General features: G+C 51.6%; 24 protein-coding genes. 20 read left to right on the top strand and 4 right to left on the bottom strand.

Annotated elements, in window-relative coordinates:
- Nucleotides 1-162: 162 nt before the first annotated feature.
- The 15 genes from ACJJH9_RS16905 to ACJJH9_RS16835 all read left to right on the top strand — a co-directional run bounded on the left by ACJJH9_RS16905 (nucleotide 163) and on the right by ACJJH9_RS16835 (nucleotide 11,664).
- Nucleotides 163-588: a hypothetical protein gene (locus ACJJH9_RS16905; protein ID WP_444923456.1), complete on the top strand. Its 426-nt coding sequence runs from the start codon at nucleotides 163-165 to the stop codon at nucleotides 586-588.
- Between the two features lie 103 nt (nucleotides 589-691).
- Nucleotides 692-1,237: a hypothetical protein gene (locus ACJJH9_RS16900; protein ID WP_444923455.1), complete on the top strand. Its 546-nt coding sequence runs from the start codon at nucleotides 692-694 to the stop codon at nucleotides 1,235-1,237.
- Nucleotides 1,238-1,380: 143 nt separating this feature from the next.
- The gene (gene gpU, locus ACJJH9_RS16895) at nucleotides 1,381-1,773 is read left to right on the top strand and encodes a phage tail terminator protein (protein ID WP_444923454.1); all 393 of its coding nucleotides are present in this window, start codon (nucleotides 1,381-1,383) and stop codon (nucleotides 1,771-1,773) included.
- Nucleotides 1,774-1,823: 50 nt separating this feature from the next.
- A complete protein-coding gene (locus ACJJH9_RS16890; protein ID WP_152453178.1) occupies nucleotides 1,824-2,297 on the top strand; it encodes a phage tail tube protein in 474 nt (157 codons plus the stop codon).
- A 10-nt stretch (nucleotides 2,298-2,307) separates the two neighbouring features.
- A complete protein-coding gene (locus ACJJH9_RS16885) occupies nucleotides 2,308-2,667 on the top strand; it encodes a phage tail assembly chaperone family protein, TAC (protein ID WP_444923453.1) in 360 nt (119 codons plus the stop codon).
- Nucleotides 2,668-2,687: 20 nt separating this feature from the next.
- Nucleotides 2,688-2,951, top strand: coding sequence for a phage tail assembly protein T (locus tag ACJJH9_RS16880; protein ID WP_444923452.1), 264 nt, complete (start codon nucleotides 2,688-2,690; stop codon nucleotides 2,949-2,951).
- A 16-nt stretch (nucleotides 2,952-2,967) separates the two neighbouring features.
- The gene (locus ACJJH9_RS16875; RefSeq protein ID WP_444923451.1) at nucleotides 2,968-5,214 is read left to right on the top strand and encodes a phage tail length tape measure family protein; all 2,247 of its coding nucleotides are present in this window, start codon (nucleotides 2,968-2,970) and stop codon (nucleotides 5,212-5,214) included.
- Nucleotides 5,214-5,807 carry a DUF2460 domain-containing protein gene (locus tag ACJJH9_RS16870; protein ID WP_444923450.1) on the top strand — a complete coding sequence of 198 codons (594 nt, stop codon included), beginning with the start codon at nucleotides 5,214-5,216 and terminating at the stop codon, nucleotides 5,805-5,807. Before ACJJH9_RS16875 ends, ACJJH9_RS16870 begins: the two co-directional genes overlap by 1 nt.
- Nucleotides 5,804-6,739 carry a phage/gene transfer agent baseplate hub protein gene (locus ACJJH9_RS16865; protein WP_444923449.1) on the top strand — a complete coding sequence of 312 codons (936 nt, stop codon included), beginning with the start codon at nucleotides 5,804-5,806 and terminating at the stop codon, nucleotides 6,737-6,739. Before ACJJH9_RS16870 ends, ACJJH9_RS16865 begins: the two co-directional genes overlap by 4 nt.
- Nucleotides 6,739-7,182, top strand: coding sequence for an NlpC/P60 family protein (locus ACJJH9_RS16860; protein ID WP_444923448.1), 444 nt, complete (start codon nucleotides 6,739-6,741; stop codon nucleotides 7,180-7,182). The genes ACJJH9_RS16865 and ACJJH9_RS16860 overlap by 1 nt, the downstream gene beginning before the upstream one ends.
- Nucleotides 7,170-8,093: a hypothetical protein gene (locus ACJJH9_RS16855; RefSeq protein WP_444923447.1), complete on the top strand. Its 924-nt coding sequence runs from the start codon at nucleotides 7,170-7,172 to the stop codon at nucleotides 8,091-8,093. The genes ACJJH9_RS16860 and ACJJH9_RS16855 overlap by 13 nt, the downstream gene beginning before the upstream one ends.
- Complete coding sequence (locus ACJJH9_RS16850; protein WP_444923446.1) at nucleotides 8,086-9,051, top strand: hypothetical protein; 966 nt, start codon at nucleotides 8,086-8,088, stop codon at nucleotides 9,049-9,051. Before ACJJH9_RS16855 ends, ACJJH9_RS16850 begins: the two co-directional genes overlap by 8 nt.
- A complete protein-coding gene (locus ACJJH9_RS16845; RefSeq protein ID WP_444923445.1) occupies nucleotides 9,051-9,635 on the top strand; it encodes a hypothetical protein in 585 nt (194 codons plus the stop codon). The genes ACJJH9_RS16850 and ACJJH9_RS16845 overlap by 1 nt, the downstream gene beginning before the upstream one ends.
- An 18-nt stretch (nucleotides 9,636-9,653) precedes the next feature.
- Nucleotides 9,654-11,207 (top strand): phage tail protein, encoded by a 1,554-nt coding sequence (locus ACJJH9_RS16840; RefSeq protein WP_444923444.1) that lies wholly within the window; start codon nucleotides 9,654-9,656, stop codon nucleotides 11,205-11,207.
- Between the two features lie 16 nt (nucleotides 11,208-11,223).
- Nucleotides 11,224-11,664, top strand: coding sequence for a DUF2793 domain-containing protein (locus ACJJH9_RS16835; protein ID WP_444923443.1), 441 nt, complete (start codon nucleotides 11,224-11,226; stop codon nucleotides 11,662-11,664).
- Between the two features lie 373 nt (nucleotides 11,665-12,037).
- Here ACJJH9_RS16835 and ACJJH9_RS16830 read toward each other — a convergent pair whose 3' ends face one another.
- Nucleotides 12,038-12,478, bottom strand: a complete 441-nt coding sequence (locus ACJJH9_RS16830; protein WP_444923442.1) for a hypothetical protein — start codon at nucleotides 12,476-12,478, stop codon at nucleotides 12,038-12,040.
- Nucleotides 12,479-12,693: 215 nt separating this feature from the next.
- Between ACJJH9_RS16830 and ACJJH9_RS16825 the strand changes: the two genes are divergently transcribed.
- Nucleotides 12,694-13,161, top strand: a complete 468-nt coding sequence (locus ACJJH9_RS16825) for a GmrSD restriction endonuclease domain-containing protein (protein WP_444923441.1) — start codon at nucleotides 12,694-12,696, stop codon at nucleotides 13,159-13,161.
- 111 nt (nucleotides 13,162-13,272) lie between these two features.
- Nucleotides 13,273-13,722 carry a hypothetical protein gene (locus tag ACJJH9_RS16820; RefSeq protein WP_444923440.1) on the top strand — a complete coding sequence of 150 codons (450 nt, stop codon included), beginning with the start codon at nucleotides 13,273-13,275 and terminating at the stop codon, nucleotides 13,720-13,722.
- 92 nt (nucleotides 13,723-13,814) lie between these two features.
- Here ACJJH9_RS16820 and ACJJH9_RS16815 read toward each other — a convergent pair whose 3' ends face one another.
- Together ACJJH9_RS16815 and ACJJH9_RS16810 are read right to left on the bottom strand one after the other, a co-directional pair.
- Entirely contained in the window at nucleotides 13,815-14,357 is a 543-nt protein-coding gene (locus ACJJH9_RS16815; RefSeq protein ID WP_444923439.1) for a hypothetical protein, read from the bottom strand.
- Nucleotides 14,358-14,368: 11 nt separating this feature from the next.
- On the bottom strand, nucleotides 14,369-14,965 hold the full coding sequence (locus ACJJH9_RS16810) for an AHH domain-containing protein (RefSeq protein ID WP_444923438.1): 597 nt from the start codon (nucleotides 14,963-14,965) through the stop codon (nucleotides 14,369-14,371).
- Between the two features lie 168 nt (nucleotides 14,966-15,133).
- Between ACJJH9_RS16810 and ACJJH9_RS16805 the strand changes: the two genes are divergently transcribed.
- From ACJJH9_RS16805 to ACJJH9_RS16795, 3 genes are all read left to right on the top strand, one after another.
- The gene (locus tag ACJJH9_RS16805; RefSeq protein WP_444923437.1) at nucleotides 15,134-15,352 is read left to right on the top strand and encodes a DUF433 domain-containing protein; all 219 of its coding nucleotides are present in this window, start codon (nucleotides 15,134-15,136) and stop codon (nucleotides 15,350-15,352) included.
- Between the two features lie 227 nt (nucleotides 15,353-15,579).
- The gene (locus ACJJH9_RS16800; RefSeq protein ID WP_444923436.1) at nucleotides 15,580-15,969 is read left to right on the top strand and encodes a LexA family protein; all 390 of its coding nucleotides are present in this window, start codon (nucleotides 15,580-15,582) and stop codon (nucleotides 15,967-15,969) included.
- Nucleotides 15,970-17,223 carry a Y-family DNA polymerase gene (locus ACJJH9_RS16795; RefSeq protein WP_444923435.1) on the top strand — a complete coding sequence of 418 codons (1,254 nt, stop codon included), beginning with the start codon at nucleotides 15,970-15,972 and terminating at the stop codon, nucleotides 17,221-17,223. It begins immediately after the preceding gene.
- 39 nt (nucleotides 17,224-17,262) lie between these two features.
- On the opposite strand, the gene ACJJH9_RS16790 is transcribed toward ACJJH9_RS16795, so the two are convergent.
- Nucleotides 17,263-18,180 (bottom strand): endonuclease/exonuclease/phosphatase family protein, encoded by a 918-nt coding sequence (locus ACJJH9_RS16790; RefSeq protein WP_444923434.1) that lies wholly within the window; start codon nucleotides 18,178-18,180, stop codon nucleotides 17,263-17,265.
- Nucleotides 18,181-18,187 lie beyond the last annotated feature (7 nt).

Genomic DNA, 18,187 nt, shown 5'->3' with positions numbered 1-18,187 from the left:
GCCCTTTATCGTAATGCTTAGTGTTACCCTTTATGGTAATTCCAAGGGTATTCCATGGTGAAAGCATTTAACAAACACATCAAAAACCGCTCCACTACGTTGCGCTGGACGTCGCTGACGCTCCGCCTTTTATGTGGGCGTTAGGCCAAAAAGGAACAAGCAATGAGAACTCTTATCATGACTGTATTACTGCTTGTAGCAACAAATGTCTTTGCAGACAAAACACTGCAATGTGAGCGGTACACCGTTAAAGAAGGCGAAGCTTTCAAACAAGACAGAACAATATTCACTTTTACCTTTTCGGCAGACAACCAATCAGTTATTTACAAGAAAATATCCGGCCCAGAATGGTTTATGCCGTCAGGCTCAGTTTTGCAGCCAATTTGGAATTCCGGGGACGGATTGCGCATTGTCGTTTCTTGGCTGAATGGTGATTACGAGAAAATAGATACTGTGTGGCATCCTGTGCATGTCTTAGACATAGACTTTAGTAAGCCAAGATACGAAATGGAAACGTACGGTGGCTTCGCTGATTTCAGTGAAGTCGTTTATTCCCCGTGGAAGCAAGAATGCATGCGAACAGACTGAACGCAACCTACAAATATGGCCTAACAAGTACAGCCAGCAGGACAAACCTACGCTTCGCTCCGGTTTGCCTCAGCTGTAGGCGTTAGTTTACTAAGGAGAAATAGTGAAGTTTTTCATGGTTCTGATTTGTATCATCTTAACTGCTTGTAATGGAGGTCTGATTAAGCCATCAAGCACTCCGATAAATTTGAATACCATTGAAATTAAATCTTACGAGGCCATCAATACCTCTGGAACCTACAAAATTGAGCTTAGTTACAACATAGACAAATATAACGTTGAAACAAGTTGGTATGTATGTGGGGTTAAACAACTGTTAAATGGAATCCCTAGTTTTGGATCGCAATTCTCTAGTTGCAAAATAAACGAAGCGACAGGAGAAACTTACATAATATGGAAACCGAAAAAAGAATATGAAGAACTTTCGGTCGTATGGGTCAGAAATGCAGGAGATAAAAATTCGAAGCCCCCAGAGAAAAAAACAATCGATGTGCTTCCGCCCTATGAACTTGTAGTGGAATTGTTTAAATCTTCAAATAGTGAAAAATGTAATATAACAGAAGCTAGCCCGTTCGGGCGCTGCCCATATAGACAGCTAGCTGAATCGAGTGTTGGCTTTATTGGTTCGCAAGCTAACAGAAAGGAGTAATAGTCGTTACAAACTGCGTACTTGTGGTGGCCGTTAGATCTATAAAAACTGCACTTTGTTTGTAGATCTCATTGAGCTACAAATAAATACCCAAACCCGCACCAGCGGGTTTTTTTGTGCCCAAAATTCCTGGAGCAATCCCAATGACCCAACGCATCACCATCCGCGATGCTGTATTAAGCAAGCTAAAAACCCTATCCGGCTATAACTTCCCCTCCGCCGGAACCACCGAAGGCATCGAGCCGGAAAAGCTGCCGGCTATCCTTGTAGGCTTTGCCACAGAACAAACAGAACAGGAACTTTCGGGCACTACCCGCCAGCTGGATCTTGTGGTAGCGGTGGTGGTGCACAGCCGGGGGGATATCTATGAACTGCTGGATCAGGCCTCTGAGGACGTTGAGAGCGTCCTGCAGGATCGAACCTTGGGCGGTACCTGTGAACTCTTCGCGCTATCACAGACCGATTTCGCCCTGGATCAGGATCACCCCCTAGGCGAAGTACGCCTGACCTATGCCGCCCAATATTCTACTGAATGACGCACCTCTGCGTCTGACTTTTATTTCCATTAAAGCAACGGAGAACCCCTATGTCTCAATTGGCTCAGGGCACCAATATCTATTTTATCGACCCGGCAGATGACTCTGTGAAGAAAGTGACCGGGCTGAATTCTTTTAACCCCGGTGGCAACCCGGCGGATCAGCTCGATGACACCTCCTTGGAGGATTTGGATAAAAAATTCAAGCGGGGCTTGCGTACACCGGGGCAGGCGTCGGTGGGTCTTAAAATTGATCCGAGAAATGCGGTCCATAAGCGCCTGCATGAGCTGTCCCAGGATGACACGGTGGACAATATGAAATGGGCGGTGGGTTGGAGTGATGGCACCGAGGCACCCACGGTAACCACCGGCGAGTGGACCCTGCCGACCACCCGCACCTGGTTCACCTTTGAGGGCTATGTGGCCGACTTCCCCTTTGATTTCCAGCAGAACAGTTTGGTCACCGGTGAAATGTCGATCCAGCGCAGCGGTGGTTCCGCCTGGACGGTTAAGTCTTCAACCTAAGAGAGCAATTATGGAATTATCCATCGAATCCCTGCAGCAGCAGGGGGCTTTTTCCGGCGCACCGGTTGAGCGCTCAATTACCTGGAAGCAGGGTGAGCAGGAATTATCGGCAACCGTTTATGTGCGCCGCCTCTCTTATCACAGCGCCGTCAGTGATGTGGCGGCGTTGCGTGGTGAGGGGGATATGATCGCCGGGCGGATCGCTGCCTGTATTGTCGATGCTGAGGGCAAGCCAGTATTTACCGCTAAGGATATTACCGGCGAGGCAGACCCAGAGCGCGGCCCGCTCAATGCGAATCTGACCCAGGCCCTGCTACTGGAAATCGGCGCGGTCAATAACCTGGGAAAGACACCCAGCTCAGCGAGCTAGACGAACTCTGGCATGAGCTGGTGCTGAACGGCATCGGCGGCTGCACCATCGCCGAGGCCCAGCAACGGCTCAGCTATGAAGAGGTCCAGCGCTGGGCACTCTACCGCAAAAAACGCGGTTCCCTGCATCCGGGGATGCGTACCGAAAGATCCTCGGCGCTACTCGCCACCCTCTACGCCAATGCTCACCGTGGCAAAGGCAATCCTGTAAAAATCACCGACTTTATGCCCCATGAGGAAGAGCCAGAGCTATCGCTGCAAGAGGCGATGAAGAGCTGGCACTAGGGGCCAGTGGATAGCTATGTCTAAAAAAAGCCTGGGCACATTAACGCTGGACTTAATCGCCAAGGTTGGCGGTTTTGAAAAGGGGCTGGATAAGGCCACCCGCCATACGAATAAACGTATGCGGGAAATTAAAAAGAGCAGCCAAACCGCCGCACGGGCTATTGGGGCTGCCTTTGCCGCGATTGGTGCGGCAGTGGGCACCAAGGAGATTATTGAGGCCACTATCCGTCAGGAAAATGCCTTACGTCAGCTGGAAGCGCGGCTTAAATCCACCGAGGGTGTCGCCGGGCTTTCCTCGGAGGAATTGCAAAACCTGGCCGGCACCATGCAGCAGCTCACCACTTTTGGTGATGAAGCCGTGATGGAAATGGAAGCGCTGCTGCTCACCTTTACCAATATCCACGGTGAGGTATTTAAAAGGGCTACCCCGGCGATTCTGGATATGTCTGTGGCTATGGGCACAGATCTGCGTTCCTCAGCAGTACAGCTGGGCAAGGCCCTGAATGATCCAATAAAGGGAATTTCAGCTCTGAGCCGTACCGGTATTCAGTTTACCGACGCGCAGAAAAGCACTATTGAAGCCCTGGTGGAATCCGGTCGCACTGCTGAGGCGCAAGGGCTGATCCTTGAAGAGCTGGAAAAGCAATTCGGTGGTGCTGCCGAGGCGGCTGCAGATACTTTTGGTGGGGCATTAAAGCAGGCCCAGAACGCCTTTGGCGATCTGCTCGAATCCGAGGGCGGGCTCAATGAGGGGAAAGCGGCCCTGCAGGAGTTGACCAAACTATTGCAAGATCCGGCCACCAAAAAGGCCGCCGCTGCGCTTACCAATGGTTTGATCAAAGGCTTCACCGCAGTTTCCAAAGTGGTCACCGATACGGTGAACACGGTTCAATACCTGGCCGAGGAATTCGCGGCAATTACCGTGGGCATCCATGCCGACGATATTGTGCGCCTGGAGCGGGACGCCCAACGTATTCGCGATGTGCTCGATGGCGATGATTTCGGTCAGCGTCTGCGCTTCTTCGGCCCTAAAGGCGTGGTGGAATATTGGAATGATGAGGAATTAAAAGCGGAGCTGGCGCGGTTGGAGTCCGCGATCGATACCTATTACAAACCGCGTACAAAAATTGCCGGTAACTCATCACCGGCCCCCGCCGGGTTAGTTGAAAATACCAGCCTGACTACTGACGCGAGCCCGGAGGATGAGTTACTCCCGCCCGTAGATCACTGGCTGATTTTTAATGAAGTGATCGAGGAACTCGGCACCGAATTTAAAATTGCCAAGGAAGAAGCCGAGGTCCTGCAGCGCAATCAGGAAGCCTATGCCGGTCTTTTAAGAGATCTGCGCACCGACGAAGAAGTACTGACTGACCAAATGCGCGAGCGCCTGGCCATCATCGATGCCATGGCCGGCCTCACCGAAGAGCAGCGGGCCAGTACTCTCGGCCGTATTGCCGACGCCGCCACCGAAGACGGCCCAACCCTGGGTGGCCTCGGCAGTGGTGAGGATATCGAAACAGCACGCACTGAACTGGAAGACTGGTATTCCACTCAGCTGCAAATGCTGGAGCAATTCCGCAGTGAGCGCGCCGACCTGAATGCCACCTGGGATGAAGAGGAATTATCCCTGCGGCAGCAGTACGAAGAGCGCCTCACCGAAATCACCCAGGCCAATGAAGACCTGCGCCGCCAGCAGCAGCTGGATGGTTACAGTTTATTGATGCAGGTGGCTTCAGATTATTACTCGGGCATGGAAGGCGAAGAGGCGGCCTATATGCGCGCGGCGCTTTCCATCGGCGGGGCCCTGCTGGATGAGAAAAAACGCAATGCCCTACAGAGCGTAATTGCCAATACCCAGGACGCCGCTATGGGCGCTTATAAAGCCATGGCTTCGATTCCCTATGTGGGCCCGGTGCTGGGCGCTGCGGCGGCGGGTGCGGTCTATGTTACCGGCGGTCTGGCAGCGGCAAAAATTACCGGTATGGCCCACGACGGTATTGACGCCGTACCGGAAGACGGCACCTGGCTGCTGCAAAAAGGCGAGCGGGTGACCACCTCTGAAACCAGCGCAAAACTGGACCGTACCCTGGCCATGATTCAGGCGGATATGCACCGCGGTGGCGGTGCAGGGGATTACAGCCGCCCGGTTTCCATGACACAGAATATTCGCGTCGATGGCACGGTGAATAACCGCACTGCCACACAGCTCGCCCGTGAGAGCGAACGCAAACAACGGATTAACCGCAGGAGGCTCGGCTCTTAATGTTTAGCGAAAGTCGCCTGCTGGAAAAAGTGGCCTACGGCTCCGAATACGGCCACCGCTATAAAACCGAAATTAAAGCATTGCGCAGCGGGGTAGAGCGCCGCAATGCCGAATGGGAGCGCCCGCTGGGCCGTTACTCGGTGCTGTTTAAAAACCTGGATTATGCAGACCATCAAATCGTGGTCGCCGCCCATCATGCCTGCATGGGTGCCCTGATTGGTTTTCGTTTTAAAGACGCCAGCGATTTTGAAGCGGAACAAGAGGTGATTGGTTTCGGTACTGGCAATAGCGAGAGCTACCAGCTGGTAAAAAAATATGTGTTCGGGGCCTTTTCCTATCAGCGCAAAATAGCGAAGCCGGTGATCGGCCGGGTAACCATTTTTGCCGATGGTAATCCGGTGGCTCACAGCATCGACTACACCACGGGCCTTGTGCAGCTCAGCGCCGATAACGGTGCGGAAATTACTTGGAGCGGGGAATTCGATGTACCGGTGCGCTTTGAGGACGATGAGATCGGCTTCAGTATCGACAATCGCCACCAGCGAATGCCGGTACTGAATGGCAATGTGGAGCTGCTGGAGATTCGTCTGTGAGAAATATTCCCCCAGCACTGCAGGCCCATCTGAATAGTGGCGTCACCACGTTGTGCCGCTTATTAAAAATCACTTTGGCCGATGGCCGCCAGTTCGGTGCCACCACCCTGGACCGTGATATCGAATTCGAAGGTCTGATTTATTACGCCCAGAACGGTTTTGATTCCAGCATTATTGCCAGTGATACCAGTTTTGATGTGGACAATGCCGAGGGCTATTCGCTATATAGCACCGACGTGCCCGGCATTACCGTCGAGATGGCTGAGCGCGGTGAGTTGGACGGGGCGGAATGGGCCATGGTTCTGGTCAATTACCGCGATCTCTCCATGGGTGCGTTGCTGCTCGATGGCGGTGATGTGGGCGAGGTGCGCACCGCGCGCAATACGGTATTTATGCCGGAATTACTGAGCTACGCCATGCGCCTGCGTCAGTCTATCGGCCATGTGGATTCCATCACCTGCAGGGCGATTTTCGGCACCTATGCCAATTCGCAAACCGGCTGCGGCGTCAATGCGGAGCCCCTGTGGCAGTCGGCCACGGTTACCGCCGTTAATTCTGATGAGCCCAAGGTCACCTATGTGGTGGACAATATTGCCAGCCTGTCCACCGCCGCCAAGCGCTGGCGGGTGAGATGGGTTAGTGGCAATAACGTCTCCTCGCGCCTGTATCAGGTGGAGGCGGTGGATACCGCTACCGGGCAAATCACCCAAATCGAACCGCTGCCGTTTGCGGTAGCCGTGGGGGATCAACTGGAGATCCGCCCGGACTGCGATAAGACCTTTTCTGTCTGCCGCGATGTGTACGGCAATCACCTGGATTTTAAAGGCGAAAATTTAATTCCCATCGGCCAGGCCAGCGATACCCCGGGTGCCGGTGTGCCCGGCAGTACCGGCGGTGGCTCCTCGTTTAATTCCAGCCAGCAGCAACACTAATGCAACAACAACGAATCGACACACTGGCCTTTGCCCGCGGTCTGGTGGCTGCTGGCGTGCGCTGGCGGCACCGGGGCCGCACCGCCTGGGCGGTGGATTGTGTGGGGTTAATCGTACTCAGCCTGCACGCCGCCGGGCTGAATATCGAAGATGAAAAACACTACGGCCGCGAACCCTGGAAAGACGGCGTGCGCCGCAAAATGCGCGCGCGTTTCGGTGATCCTATTGCCGAGGATTTATGGCAGCCTGGTGATATCGCCGTTTTTAAAAGTCCGCAGCGCAGCGATCCCAGCCATGTGGGTTTTCTTGGCGATTACCCGCTTGGAAGCTCCGCTGATTTCTCCTTAATCCATGCCCACGCCGATCAGGATTGCAGAGAGCATGTATTGGATGCGCGCTGGCGCCGGCTACTGGTGGAGGTGTACTCGCCATGGGCGCTTTGATATTCGGCACCACTACGATTCAGGGCCGCAAGTTCGACAAGATCCAGCTGCAGACTAGCAAAGCGGGGGTGCCGCGCCAGATTATTTTTGGCCGGGTAAAACCGGTGATCGGCAATATTATCGCCACCACGCCGCCGAAAATTGTTAAGAAAAAACAGAAACAAAAAAGCGGTAAGGGCGGCGGTAAAACTGAAGTCGTTAACGAAGAGGTGTATCGCACTTATGCGATCCGCATTTGTGAAGGGCCGATTACTGGCATCTGCAAAGTCTGGCGCAATAACGAATTAGTTTATGACCGCGACAGCGCTGACCCCACGCAGATCGATAATAACCAGGCGTTTTTACAGCTAGCCGAGTTTTTCCTCGGTGGCTTTAAACAGATGCCCTCGGCAGTACTGCAGGCCGCCTTTGGTATCAATAACGTACCCGCCCACCGCGGCACCTGTTACCTGGTGATCGATAACGAAAACCTCACCAGCACCGGCGGCGCGATTCCGCAGTATGCGTTTGAGGTAGAGCGCTCCGAGGGTTTTGTGCTGACCAGCAAGCCTTACGCCATCGAGACCCAGGAGGCTCTGACACCGGCCTTTAGCTCTGCCGCTGCCCGTTTCAAGAATATCGAAGCTAGGCCACCGGCCGTGGGGCTGGGCTCCGCCCTGGTCCGCCTCAGCGGCACCATGCGGGTTGCTCGAGTGGCTCATAACGAAATCGAGGCACTGCACTCTGCGCTGGTCTCAGTCAGCGGCTCCCTAAAAATTCCACCGAGTACGCAAGAACAGGAAGCGCTGCGGTCGTCCCTGGTTTCGGTCAGCGGCTCTATGCGTATGCCGCTCATTCCCTACAGCGAAACTGAGGCGTTGAGTTCCGCCCTGGTCGCGGTCACCGGTTCAATGGAGATAAGCAATGATTAATCTGTGCAACACCATGAGCGGCCACTTCCGCCTGGAGGTATCCAAGCGCGGTGCCCGTGGATCGCGAATTCCCGTAAATAAAAATGGCGCTGGCCACTGGTTTAAAAATCTGATTTTGAATCAGGGCCTGAACAAGCTGGCCGATAGCTCTCTGAGCCAGATCACCGATAACTGCCATGTGGGGTCAGGCGGTACCGCGCCTGGTGAGACACAGACGGCACTGGTGTTGCCACTGGCCAATACCAGTAACCGAGTGGAAACCACCCATGGCGTCGAGAGCAGTGGCACCCCTTATGTGTGGATGCGGGTACACTTCGAGTTTGCCGAAGGTGCCGCCGCCGGCAATATTGCAGAGTTGGGCCTTGGTGACAGTAGCGACAATAACAGCCTGTTTTGCCGTGCCCTGGTCAAGGATGCCCAGGGTAACCCCACAGCCTTGACTGTATTGGATGATGAAATCCTCAGCGTCACCTATGAGTTGCGCATCTATCCGCCGCTATCGGATTTAGTCGGCACGATTGAATTGGAAGGTGTGGTTTACAACTATGTAGCGCGCGCGGCCAATATCGATCTGGTGCAGCCCAATGGTTTCCAATATGGTTGGAGTTTTGATAAGTCCGCGCGTTATGTGTCGTTTAGTAGCGCCAGCAATATGCATGCTTACAGTGGCCCTATAGGGGCAGTGGATGACATACCCAGCGGCAATAGTGAAACAATTCAAAGCTGGGACAATGTCAGCGCAGAAGCCTATGTGGCCAACGCTTACCAAGCCACGCTGGTTTTTACCGCCGGTACCAGTATCTGGAATCTGGCTGGGGGTATCCGCTCACTGGCCCTGCCGTTGGGTTTCTCTGCCTGGCAGATCCAGTTCACCAGCCAGGTGGATGGCAGCACCATTCCCAAAGATGCCGACCGTATTTTAAAAATCGCGGTGACCCACAGCTGGGGCCGCGCCTGATGTTGCCGGACAATCAATTATCCAGTCTAGCGGTGCCAGCGCCCTTTATCGGCGGCGCCGCCCTGCCGGTGCGGCATATTATCGACTACGAGCGCGGCGGCATCGCCATTCAGGACACCAATCGCGGCCTGGATTACCAGACCTGGCGCGCGCGGATATTAAACGATGGCAAAGCCATCGTGCTGGATGCCCAGCAGGTAGCGGCCAGCACGGTAATTACCGGAGCCAATATCACCGAGGTGAGCCTGGTCTTCGACCAGAATATGCGCCCGGTGATTGCCTACGTCGAGAGCGGTACCGCCAAACTCTACTGGTACGACTCCAGCCAGGCCCAGCAGGTGACTACCATCTGGCCGGGGATTATTACCCCCAGGGTTTCCCTGGATGAAAAGCGCCCTCTGCAGCAGCAGGTTAGCGATGTGATTTTTGCCTACTTAAAAAACGGCAATCTGTATCACCGCCGCCAGCGCGACCGCTATGGCAATGAGTATCTGCTGGCCAATAATGTGAACAGCCCCGGCCTGGTGAAAATCGGTATGAGCCGCAATTTCCGCTTGCAGTTTCTGCTGCAAAATCCTGAATAAAAACCCGAATAACTTCCTATGCCTTATCCCCTCTATGCCGTGGTCGCGGAGATCTGCGAGCGCGCCGGCCTGCCGTTTGGCAAATTCGATACCACTCTATTGGAGGGTTATGTCTCGGGTATGCAGATCAGCAACGAGGCCCCCGCGTTTGAACATATTCAGGAGCTGGCCAAGGCGTTCTTTTTTGATCCGGTCAACCGGGGCGATTCGTTGGTGTTTACCCCGCGAGGCACCGAGCCGGTTATGACCATCGATGAAAACGATTTGATCGGCGATAGCTATGACGAGAAAACCCGACGCTCCCCCGAGGAAATTGTGCGGGTTTTAAACCTGAACTATTACGATGCTGAAGGCGGTATCGATACCTGCAAGCAGACCAGTGATCGCAGCATCGACACTCGTGGCGAGGGGGAAAAAAATATCGAAACCCCGCTGGTACTGGAGACCGACCAGGCTGCACAGATCGCCGTGATTATGCACAAGGTGATGATCGAAGAGCAGCGCGGCGATTTTGAAATTACCCTGCCGGATAGTTATCTAAAACTCACCCCTGGCGACGTGGTGATTTATCGCGGCGACCGCTGCCGTATCGATGAAGTTTCCCTGGATAACGGCGAGCAGAAGTACAAACTGATTCACGACCGCAAAAGCGCCTATCAGAGCCAAGCCTTCGGCGTAGCTCCCATGGCACCACCGGCCCCGGTGCCGTTAGTGCCTGGATCCACTTTTATCGAATTTATCGACGCGCCCATACTGGCCAGCGGTGATGATTTACAGCTCGGCTACTACGTCGCCATTGCCGGCAGTAATAGCGCCTGGGGCGGTGCCACAGTGGCCCTGTCCCTCGATGGTGGGCAGAACTATATCGAGTCAGACAGCACCGATATCGAGGCGGTTATGGGCGAGCTAACCAGTGCACTGGGCAGCCACAAGCCGGAAGTCCCCGATACGCACAGCCGCGTGCAATTACGCCTCTACGATAGCGGCGACGCGCTGGAAAACCGCACAATGGCCGACATGCTCAACCGCCAGAATAGGGCGCTGATCGGCAATGAAATTGTCAGCTTTGGCGAGGCGGAAGAAATTAGCCCCGGCTTGTGGGAAATCGGTTATTTCCTGCGCGGGCGCCTAGGTTCCACACCGGCCAACCACCCGGCGGGCACGCGCTTTGTATTACTGGAACGCAATACTCTCAACTTTATTGCCACCGAGCGCTACAACCTCGGCCAGACGCTCACCTTCCGCGCCACCAGTATTGGCAGCGGCAAAGAAACTGTAACCAGCGGCACTTTTAACGGCACCAGCCATACCGAACCAGCACCGGCCAATCTCAGCGCACGTCGCATCGGTGGCCAGTTGGTAATTCACTGGCTCGGAGTAGGGCGCCTGGGTGGCCGCGCTGCCTACGACCAGTCGCAATACTTCAGTGGCTACCGGGTAACGGTCAACGGCCAGAGCACAGACACCACAGCAACCACACTTACCATCGCAGACCCAGGCGCCGCGACGATCACAGTCAGCCAGCTAAACAGCATCACCGGCCCAGGCCCAACGGCACAAATCAGCGTATAAGCAGGAAACAAACTCGATGAGCACTACCCCCAATAACGGCATCCCCTACGCACAAGAGGGCACCCTAGACCTCGCCGCCAGCCTCAACCAAGCCCTGGACACAACAGACGCACTGCTACAGCTGGAAGTGCTCAATATACAAAACGATCCACCAGCAAGCGCCAGCGATGGCGATCGCTACCTGGTCGCCACCGGCACTGGCGACTGGTCCGGCAAAGACGGCCAGCTCGCCCGCTATGTGGCAGACCCAGGCTACTGGCAATTCTTCCCGGCAAAAGTGGCCCTGAATAAAGCGGATGGCTTGCTGTATGTGAAAGACAATAGCGGCTGGAAGATTGCCAACCGCCCGGCGACGCTGCCGGTGATTATGGGTAGCACAAGCAGCGATTTGGCTGGGGTGGTGGGGCAGATGTTAGGGGCGTTGAATGGGGTTTTTTGGGATAATCAGGTGGTTTGATAATGTAGATAGTTTACTCTTTGCAGGTCAGGAAAATAACCCGGCGGCTTTATGCCGGGTTAAGTAAAAAATTATAACTGTTTAAACGTTAGAAAAACTTTGGATAGTTTTAGAGGGCTAGAGCCCAGAATCTATAAGAATTGAGCCCCGGAGGGCTTTTTTATCGCAAGTCTAAAATAATCTTAGGCTGCCAATAATTACCTTACAGGGCAGCAGCCTCCGGAATTACTGGGCTGAAACTGTCCGAAGTATTGATAAAGATAAAAAACGGGAAAGTGGCATGATAGCCAGTTGATGTGAATCTTCAAATAAAGTAGTGACAACGAAACAGACTCGATAATCATTACTTGTATTCAACCTTGAAGTGCATCAGTTAATCACGTATGAATTCTTCAAAATTAGTCGAGCATCGCGTATGTTCGGGGCCACTGATAAAGTTCAAACTGAGTAATTGTGTCAAAAATAATTTCATCAGCTCCTCTGCTCTTATATCATTATATCTGTCAATAACCCAGTGATCATGTGGGTGAATATCTGCATCTTGTGACGCCTCTCCTACCCAGCGGTGAAAGTTTCCGTGTCCAGTACCATATTCTGCTTCACCATTTCGACCCATAAATGTGTGGTTAAAAAAATGGTCCACTTGAGGCTGCAGTTTCCCATGATCAGTTCGATCATGGGTAAAGCAGGTTATACACTCTGGCGTTTCTTCACTGGCTGGATTGTAAATTATCTTCCATGTTTTTGAACCGACGTCATCAAATATCCACTGCCATGCACAAGCATAACCTTGCAGAAAAGTTTCTCCTGGCATATACCACTCCCTAAATTTGCTTTTTATTGTAGAGTTAAGATACGAGCTGTAAATGCTGAGAGCAATTACTGACTATAACGGCATATTACTGAATGCTGCATATAAATTTCAAGATCCCCATTACTATCCATACTGAGCGATTAAATACATTGTAGTTTCAATGGTTTGGCAATAATTGGGGCCAGAGCAACCTTTTTAATGTTTAAGCTGTATATGTGTTTACTTTCTTTACTTGCCCTGAAACCACGTCCCAAGCCTACGACCGCCAGCAGTGGCTCCCTCGCTGGTCTGATGCCGATGGCGACTGCCAGAACACGCGCCAGGAATTGCTGATTCGCCTCTCCCTGGCTCCAGTAACCTTTAGCTATGAAAAGGCTTGCACTTTGGTGTCGGGCTTATGGATGGCCCCCTATACCGGCCAGTTTTTCAAAAATGCCTCCGATCTGGATGTTGAGCATATAGGGCCTCTTTCATGGGCGCATAAGCACGGTGGTGCCAACTGGACCCGTGAGCAGCGTCGTGCCTTTGCCGAAGAGCCGGCCAACCTGTGGCTGGTGGATGATGGTCACAATCAAAGTAAAGGCGACAAAGGCCCTGATGAGTGGTTGCCTCCATATCAGCCCGCTCGTGCCATCTATAAGCGGCAGTTTGAGGCGGTAGCCGGTAAGTATAGGCTGATGTAGCTAGTTGCGGTAAGCTGCTGACCTGTAATTCAAATAATAATTAAGCCTACATGTTAATTGATTTTTACCCATTAGTGGCTCGACTATTCAAGTAGATATTAAGGAGGGGGGATGCATATTTTAAAGGGTGGCAGAAAAGATTTTTTAGATTTTCTGAGAAATATGACACCTCAAATAATCATTTTTTCTCTAATTGTAATATCTGGGCAAAGGTTGGATTTCTCTGAAGTTACAGGTGAGGGAGTGGCAATCACATTCATGTTTTGGATTTTTGTGGGAATTTTTTTCCTAGCATTCTGGGCTAACACATCTTTACTTATAAAAAGCATTGCCGAGTCAAAGCCTGAAATAGCTTTCGAATTTAAAATGCTCGAGAAGCAGTTTGGGGGGGCTGACCTGTTTAAGAGAAAAATATACCATGTATGGGAAAAGGATAAATGGATATTTTTTGAAGCAGTTATAGTAGTGTTTATCGTTATGTTTGTTTTTTCTATGATAATTCTCTATGGGGCAAAGTCTGGGGCGGACTTTCAGGCGCTTATGAAAGTTGGTGGCCAGTGATAGATGTTTGGTGGGATAAATAATGATGTTGTCTATAATATAAAAGCCACCCACTAATTGAACTTAATTGAGTGGATGGCTTTTTTTGGCTGCTAATAGTGTGTCAGATTGGTGCTAAATCTTAGCCCTTCGAGCTTTTCTGATTCCACGATATTTTTGAAAGCTTCAGTGCAGTAAATGGTTATATTGGACTCTTTGCTTCTGAATACCGGTACTTCTTTCAGTTTTTCTTCGTCAAATTCAATCCCTGAGATCAGGTTGCCCTCTCTTGTAACAGAGCCCGGCACTACCGCATTGAGATCTTCAGCGATAGTTAGGGGATTAAACAGATAAAACTTGGTCCCTTGATAAGTGCAGGGGAGAAACTCCCCATAAGGACCTAGCATGCCTTCGAGAGCTTTATAGGCTGCTTCGTGCAGCACGAGATAGTTTTGCCACCGCGATAGCGTGGGAATATTGGGGGGAGAGTCACAGGCTTTAATACTCAACTCTAAAGGTACCCAGTCACAGGCGTAGGACTGTGGTTGTGTGAAAATGATAAAATCATCGTCCCCGCGCTTCTCTTCAACCTCATCTGGGTCGAAGTAGACCGTCATGTAGTTATTGTCGTCTTCAGATACTTGATAGATATTCATATTTTCAATGCTTAGAGTTTATCGGCAGGCAACATAACAAAGCTTGGGAAGCTGGAGAACTTCAAGTCGTACTCTATCCCTTTAAGAAGCTTTTCTACACTCTCAGCCGTAAGATTATTTAAGTCTAGGGTATCAAACTCAAGATTAAGCCACTGGTAATAACCATTCCTATGTATGCGCGAGTGAGGTACAGCGCTTGGCATTTTAGGGTGTGGAGTGTCCGCAGTTCTCCTTGGAAGCCAGGTGCCATTTCTTATATCGTCTATGCGGACCTTCGCTCTCGCTAAGATACCTCGTTGCCGAGTGGCCTTTGGGTGTGCTCCTGAAACGATAGCATGGGCATCGCAATTTCCGCCGGGATGAGGCTTGCCATTTTTTTCCAGAAATTGGCCTAGCCGGGCGGAGTCGTGCTCTTCATCCCTCAATTCCTTTCTAGGCATGGTGGTTGCTTCTTGGCGGTACTTGTCGAGGGTTTCTTCCACCTGCTCGACAACTTGTAGGGCCATATAGTCCGCCTTGGAGATATTGTCCTTAGAGGCGAACCTATCTATAGCGATCTCGCGGCGGTCTTTAAGGTAGTACGGCTTTGGTTGTTCATAATGTCCCATTTGACGCATTCCTCCTTGTAAAGCAGTTGCGAAGTATACAAAAGGGAATGGGCTGCAGAGTATGCTGTAAATCAAGATAGGGAAGATTAATCAACTCAAATAGAAATAATTTGATTTTGGAGTGGTTATTGCCTGCTGAAAAATCCCAATAACCTGTGGAGGTGCTGAATGGACTATCAGCCGTATATTGAGGTGGATATGGAAAAGCGCGGTGGGAAAGCTTGTGTGAAAGGCACCAGAATAGCCGTGGTAGATATTTTGCAGGTGCTCAGTGCTGGTATGACCACTAGCGAAATCATTGAAGACTTCCCCAACCTGGATGAAACCAAAATACGCGCAGCAATCGGATATGCTGCCGATCACCTTCCGAAGGGAGATGGGGGCTAACTAGCGTCGATTCTTCCAAAGCTGTTAACTGCTCTCAATCACCCGGTGAGTGTGCCGGCGAAACTCCTGCGGCAGTTATGGGTAGAGTCGGGTAAAAACCATGCTAGAGGCCTGCTATTGAGGCCGTTGCTGAGAGTGGTACCGGCCTCATAGTCATCCATTGCCCTTGCCGATTGCTGCCCTCTAGCAATAAACTGTATATATATACAGTATTTAGGGTTTCCAGAATGAAGCTTTCCCCACTCTACGGCCACGGCATAGCCTGTGGCTTTCCCTCTCCCGCCGATGACCACAAGGAGGCGGCCCTTAGCCTGGATGAGCACCTGATCTCCAAGCCGGCGGCGACCTTTATGGCGCGGGCGAATGGGGATTCCATGATGGGGCTTGGCATCTTCGACAAGGATTTATTGATTGTCGATCGCTCGCTAAAGCCCACCCATGGCGATGTGGTGGTGGTGGCCCTGGACGGTCAGCTCACTTGCAAGGTGCTGGACCAGCAGCAGGGGCGGCTGCTCTCTGCCAATGATGACTATGCCCCAATCCCCATTTGGGAAGGGCAGGAATTGATTGTGGGGGGGGTGGTAAAGGCTTCGGTGCGTTACCACCGGCCGCGCTAAATGCTGGTATTGGTGGATTGTAATAGCTGCTACGCCAGCTGCGAGCAGATATTCCGACCGGATCTGCGCGGGCGCCCGGTGGTGGTGCTCTCCAATAACGATGGCTTTGTGGTGGCGCGCTCCAAGGAGGCGAAGCTGTTGGGCATCGGCGACTTGGAGCCCTTCTTTAAGGTCCAGCACCTGCTGCGTGCGCACCGGGTGGCCATCTTCTCCAGCAATTACCCACTGTATGGCGATATCTCCCACCGGGTAATGACCACCCTGCGCGAGTTCGGCCCCAATGTGGAGGTCTACAGCATTGATGAGATGTTTTTGGATCTGCACGGGCTGCAAGAGGATTGGCAGGACTACGGCCGCAAGATCCGCAACACGCTCTGGCGCAATATCCGTATGCCTGTCGGTGTGGGTATCGCCCCCAGTAAGACACTGGCCAAGCTCGCCAACCGCGCGGCCAAGAAAATCCCCAAGTGTGATGGTGTCTGTGCGTTGGATACGCCTGAGAAGTGGCAGTGGATGCAGCGCCGCACCGCCGTGAATGATGTGTGGGGTATAGGCCGGCGTCTCACCAAGCGCCTGGCGGATTTCGGTATAGAGACCGCCTATGACCTGGCGCAGGCCAACCCAAAAATTTTGCGCCGCCGTATCAATGTGAATATTGAGCGCACTATTGAAGAATTGAACGGGATTCCCTGTCTGGGCCTGGAGGAAGAGCCCCCGGCGAAAAAACAGATCTATTGCACCCGCTCCTTTGGCGAAAAGCTCACCGAGCTAGCGCCGATACTGCAGGCCGCGACCCTCTACGCCAGCAGGGCCGCAGAGAAACTGCGCGCGCAGAAATCGCTGGTTAAGTCGATCCATCTATTCCTGCACACCTCACCCCATGAGCCCAACTACTACAGCCGCAGCACCGTAGTGCAGACCCCATATCCCACCGATGACACACGGGTAATCGTGCGGCTAGTGAGAGAAGCCATTGCGGATTTATACCGCCCCGGCTGCCGCTTTATGAAAGCGGGCGTTGGGCTAATCGAGATTATCCCCCGCGCGCTGGGGCAGGGTGATTTGTTCACCCCAGGGCAATCACTCAGGGCAGGGCAGACCATGCAGGCGATGGACCGGATCAATAAAAAGTTTGGCCGTGGGACTCTGTTTCTAGGGGCTGAAGGAATCCAGAAGAAATGGAAGATGCGGCAGGCGTTTACATCGCCTGCCTATACCACTCGCTGGGGGGATTTGCCTAGGGTGGTGACTTAGTTTTTGGGAGAGCCTTGTCGAAACTTGAAATACAAAATTTTAGTCGGGCAAGATTACATCAACGCCAATCGCAAAGTGATCAGATGGATATGTTTTATATGCGTTCTTCAGAGATAATATCCGATCGTTCGTCGGAATTAGAAAGCTACTCTCATAGCCACTTTGTGAATCACCTGCGATATAGGGTGAAGACCTAATAATAGTGTGGTCTCCAAGTAGCCAATCAATTTTTAATTCAGAGCTTTTGATGTGAGTAGAGGATAAGCTGACATGTGATGAGCTGCAGGAGTTAGTGGTTTCGCATTGTAAGTTGGTGAATCTTGTTTTATCTGTTATTTCTTTTATTGGGAGGCTGTTCGGTTTTGAGTTTAGGTCACCAACTATGATTGTAGGGTTTGTTCTGCTTTCATGTTTTTCCATGATTTTTGCCGCTGAGGCAAGGCGAATGTCTGGGTCAACATGGCAAAAGTGAGTGTTTACAAAAGTAAATTTATTTTTGTTTTCGTCATCGTTGTCAATTAACGTCACCCACATTTGATTTTTTATGGCTGCGCCATTTTTGTTTGATTTTGGGAAAAGCTCGCTGCCAGAGTTGGTTTCATCCTTTGTGAATCTTCTTTTTTTGTATAGGATTAAATTATAAAAATCTTTATCTGCTTCAGCTTCTACAATTTCATATTCAGGTTTAAAGCGAGAAAAAATATCGTTGTATTGTGATCCCTTGACTTCTTGTAGGCCAATTATGTCTGGATCTTTTTCTTCGATAATAGAGTAGATTAGATTTCGCCGAATATGCCAGTGTGATACTTGTTTCTTGTATAGTGGGCAATTCTCACAGAGTATATTGTAAGACATTATTTTTATTTTTTTTTGGTCTCCAAGTGCGGCTTTGGCGCTAAATGTAAAAAAGATAAGTGTTAATAAGAATAACTTATTTCTCAATGAGGTTTTTTTCATGCCCTGC

This window comes from Microbulbifer mixtoriginis (SeqCode) (genome assembly GCF_052466715.1).
This window is presented reverse-complemented; position numbering and strand designations above follow the sequence as displayed.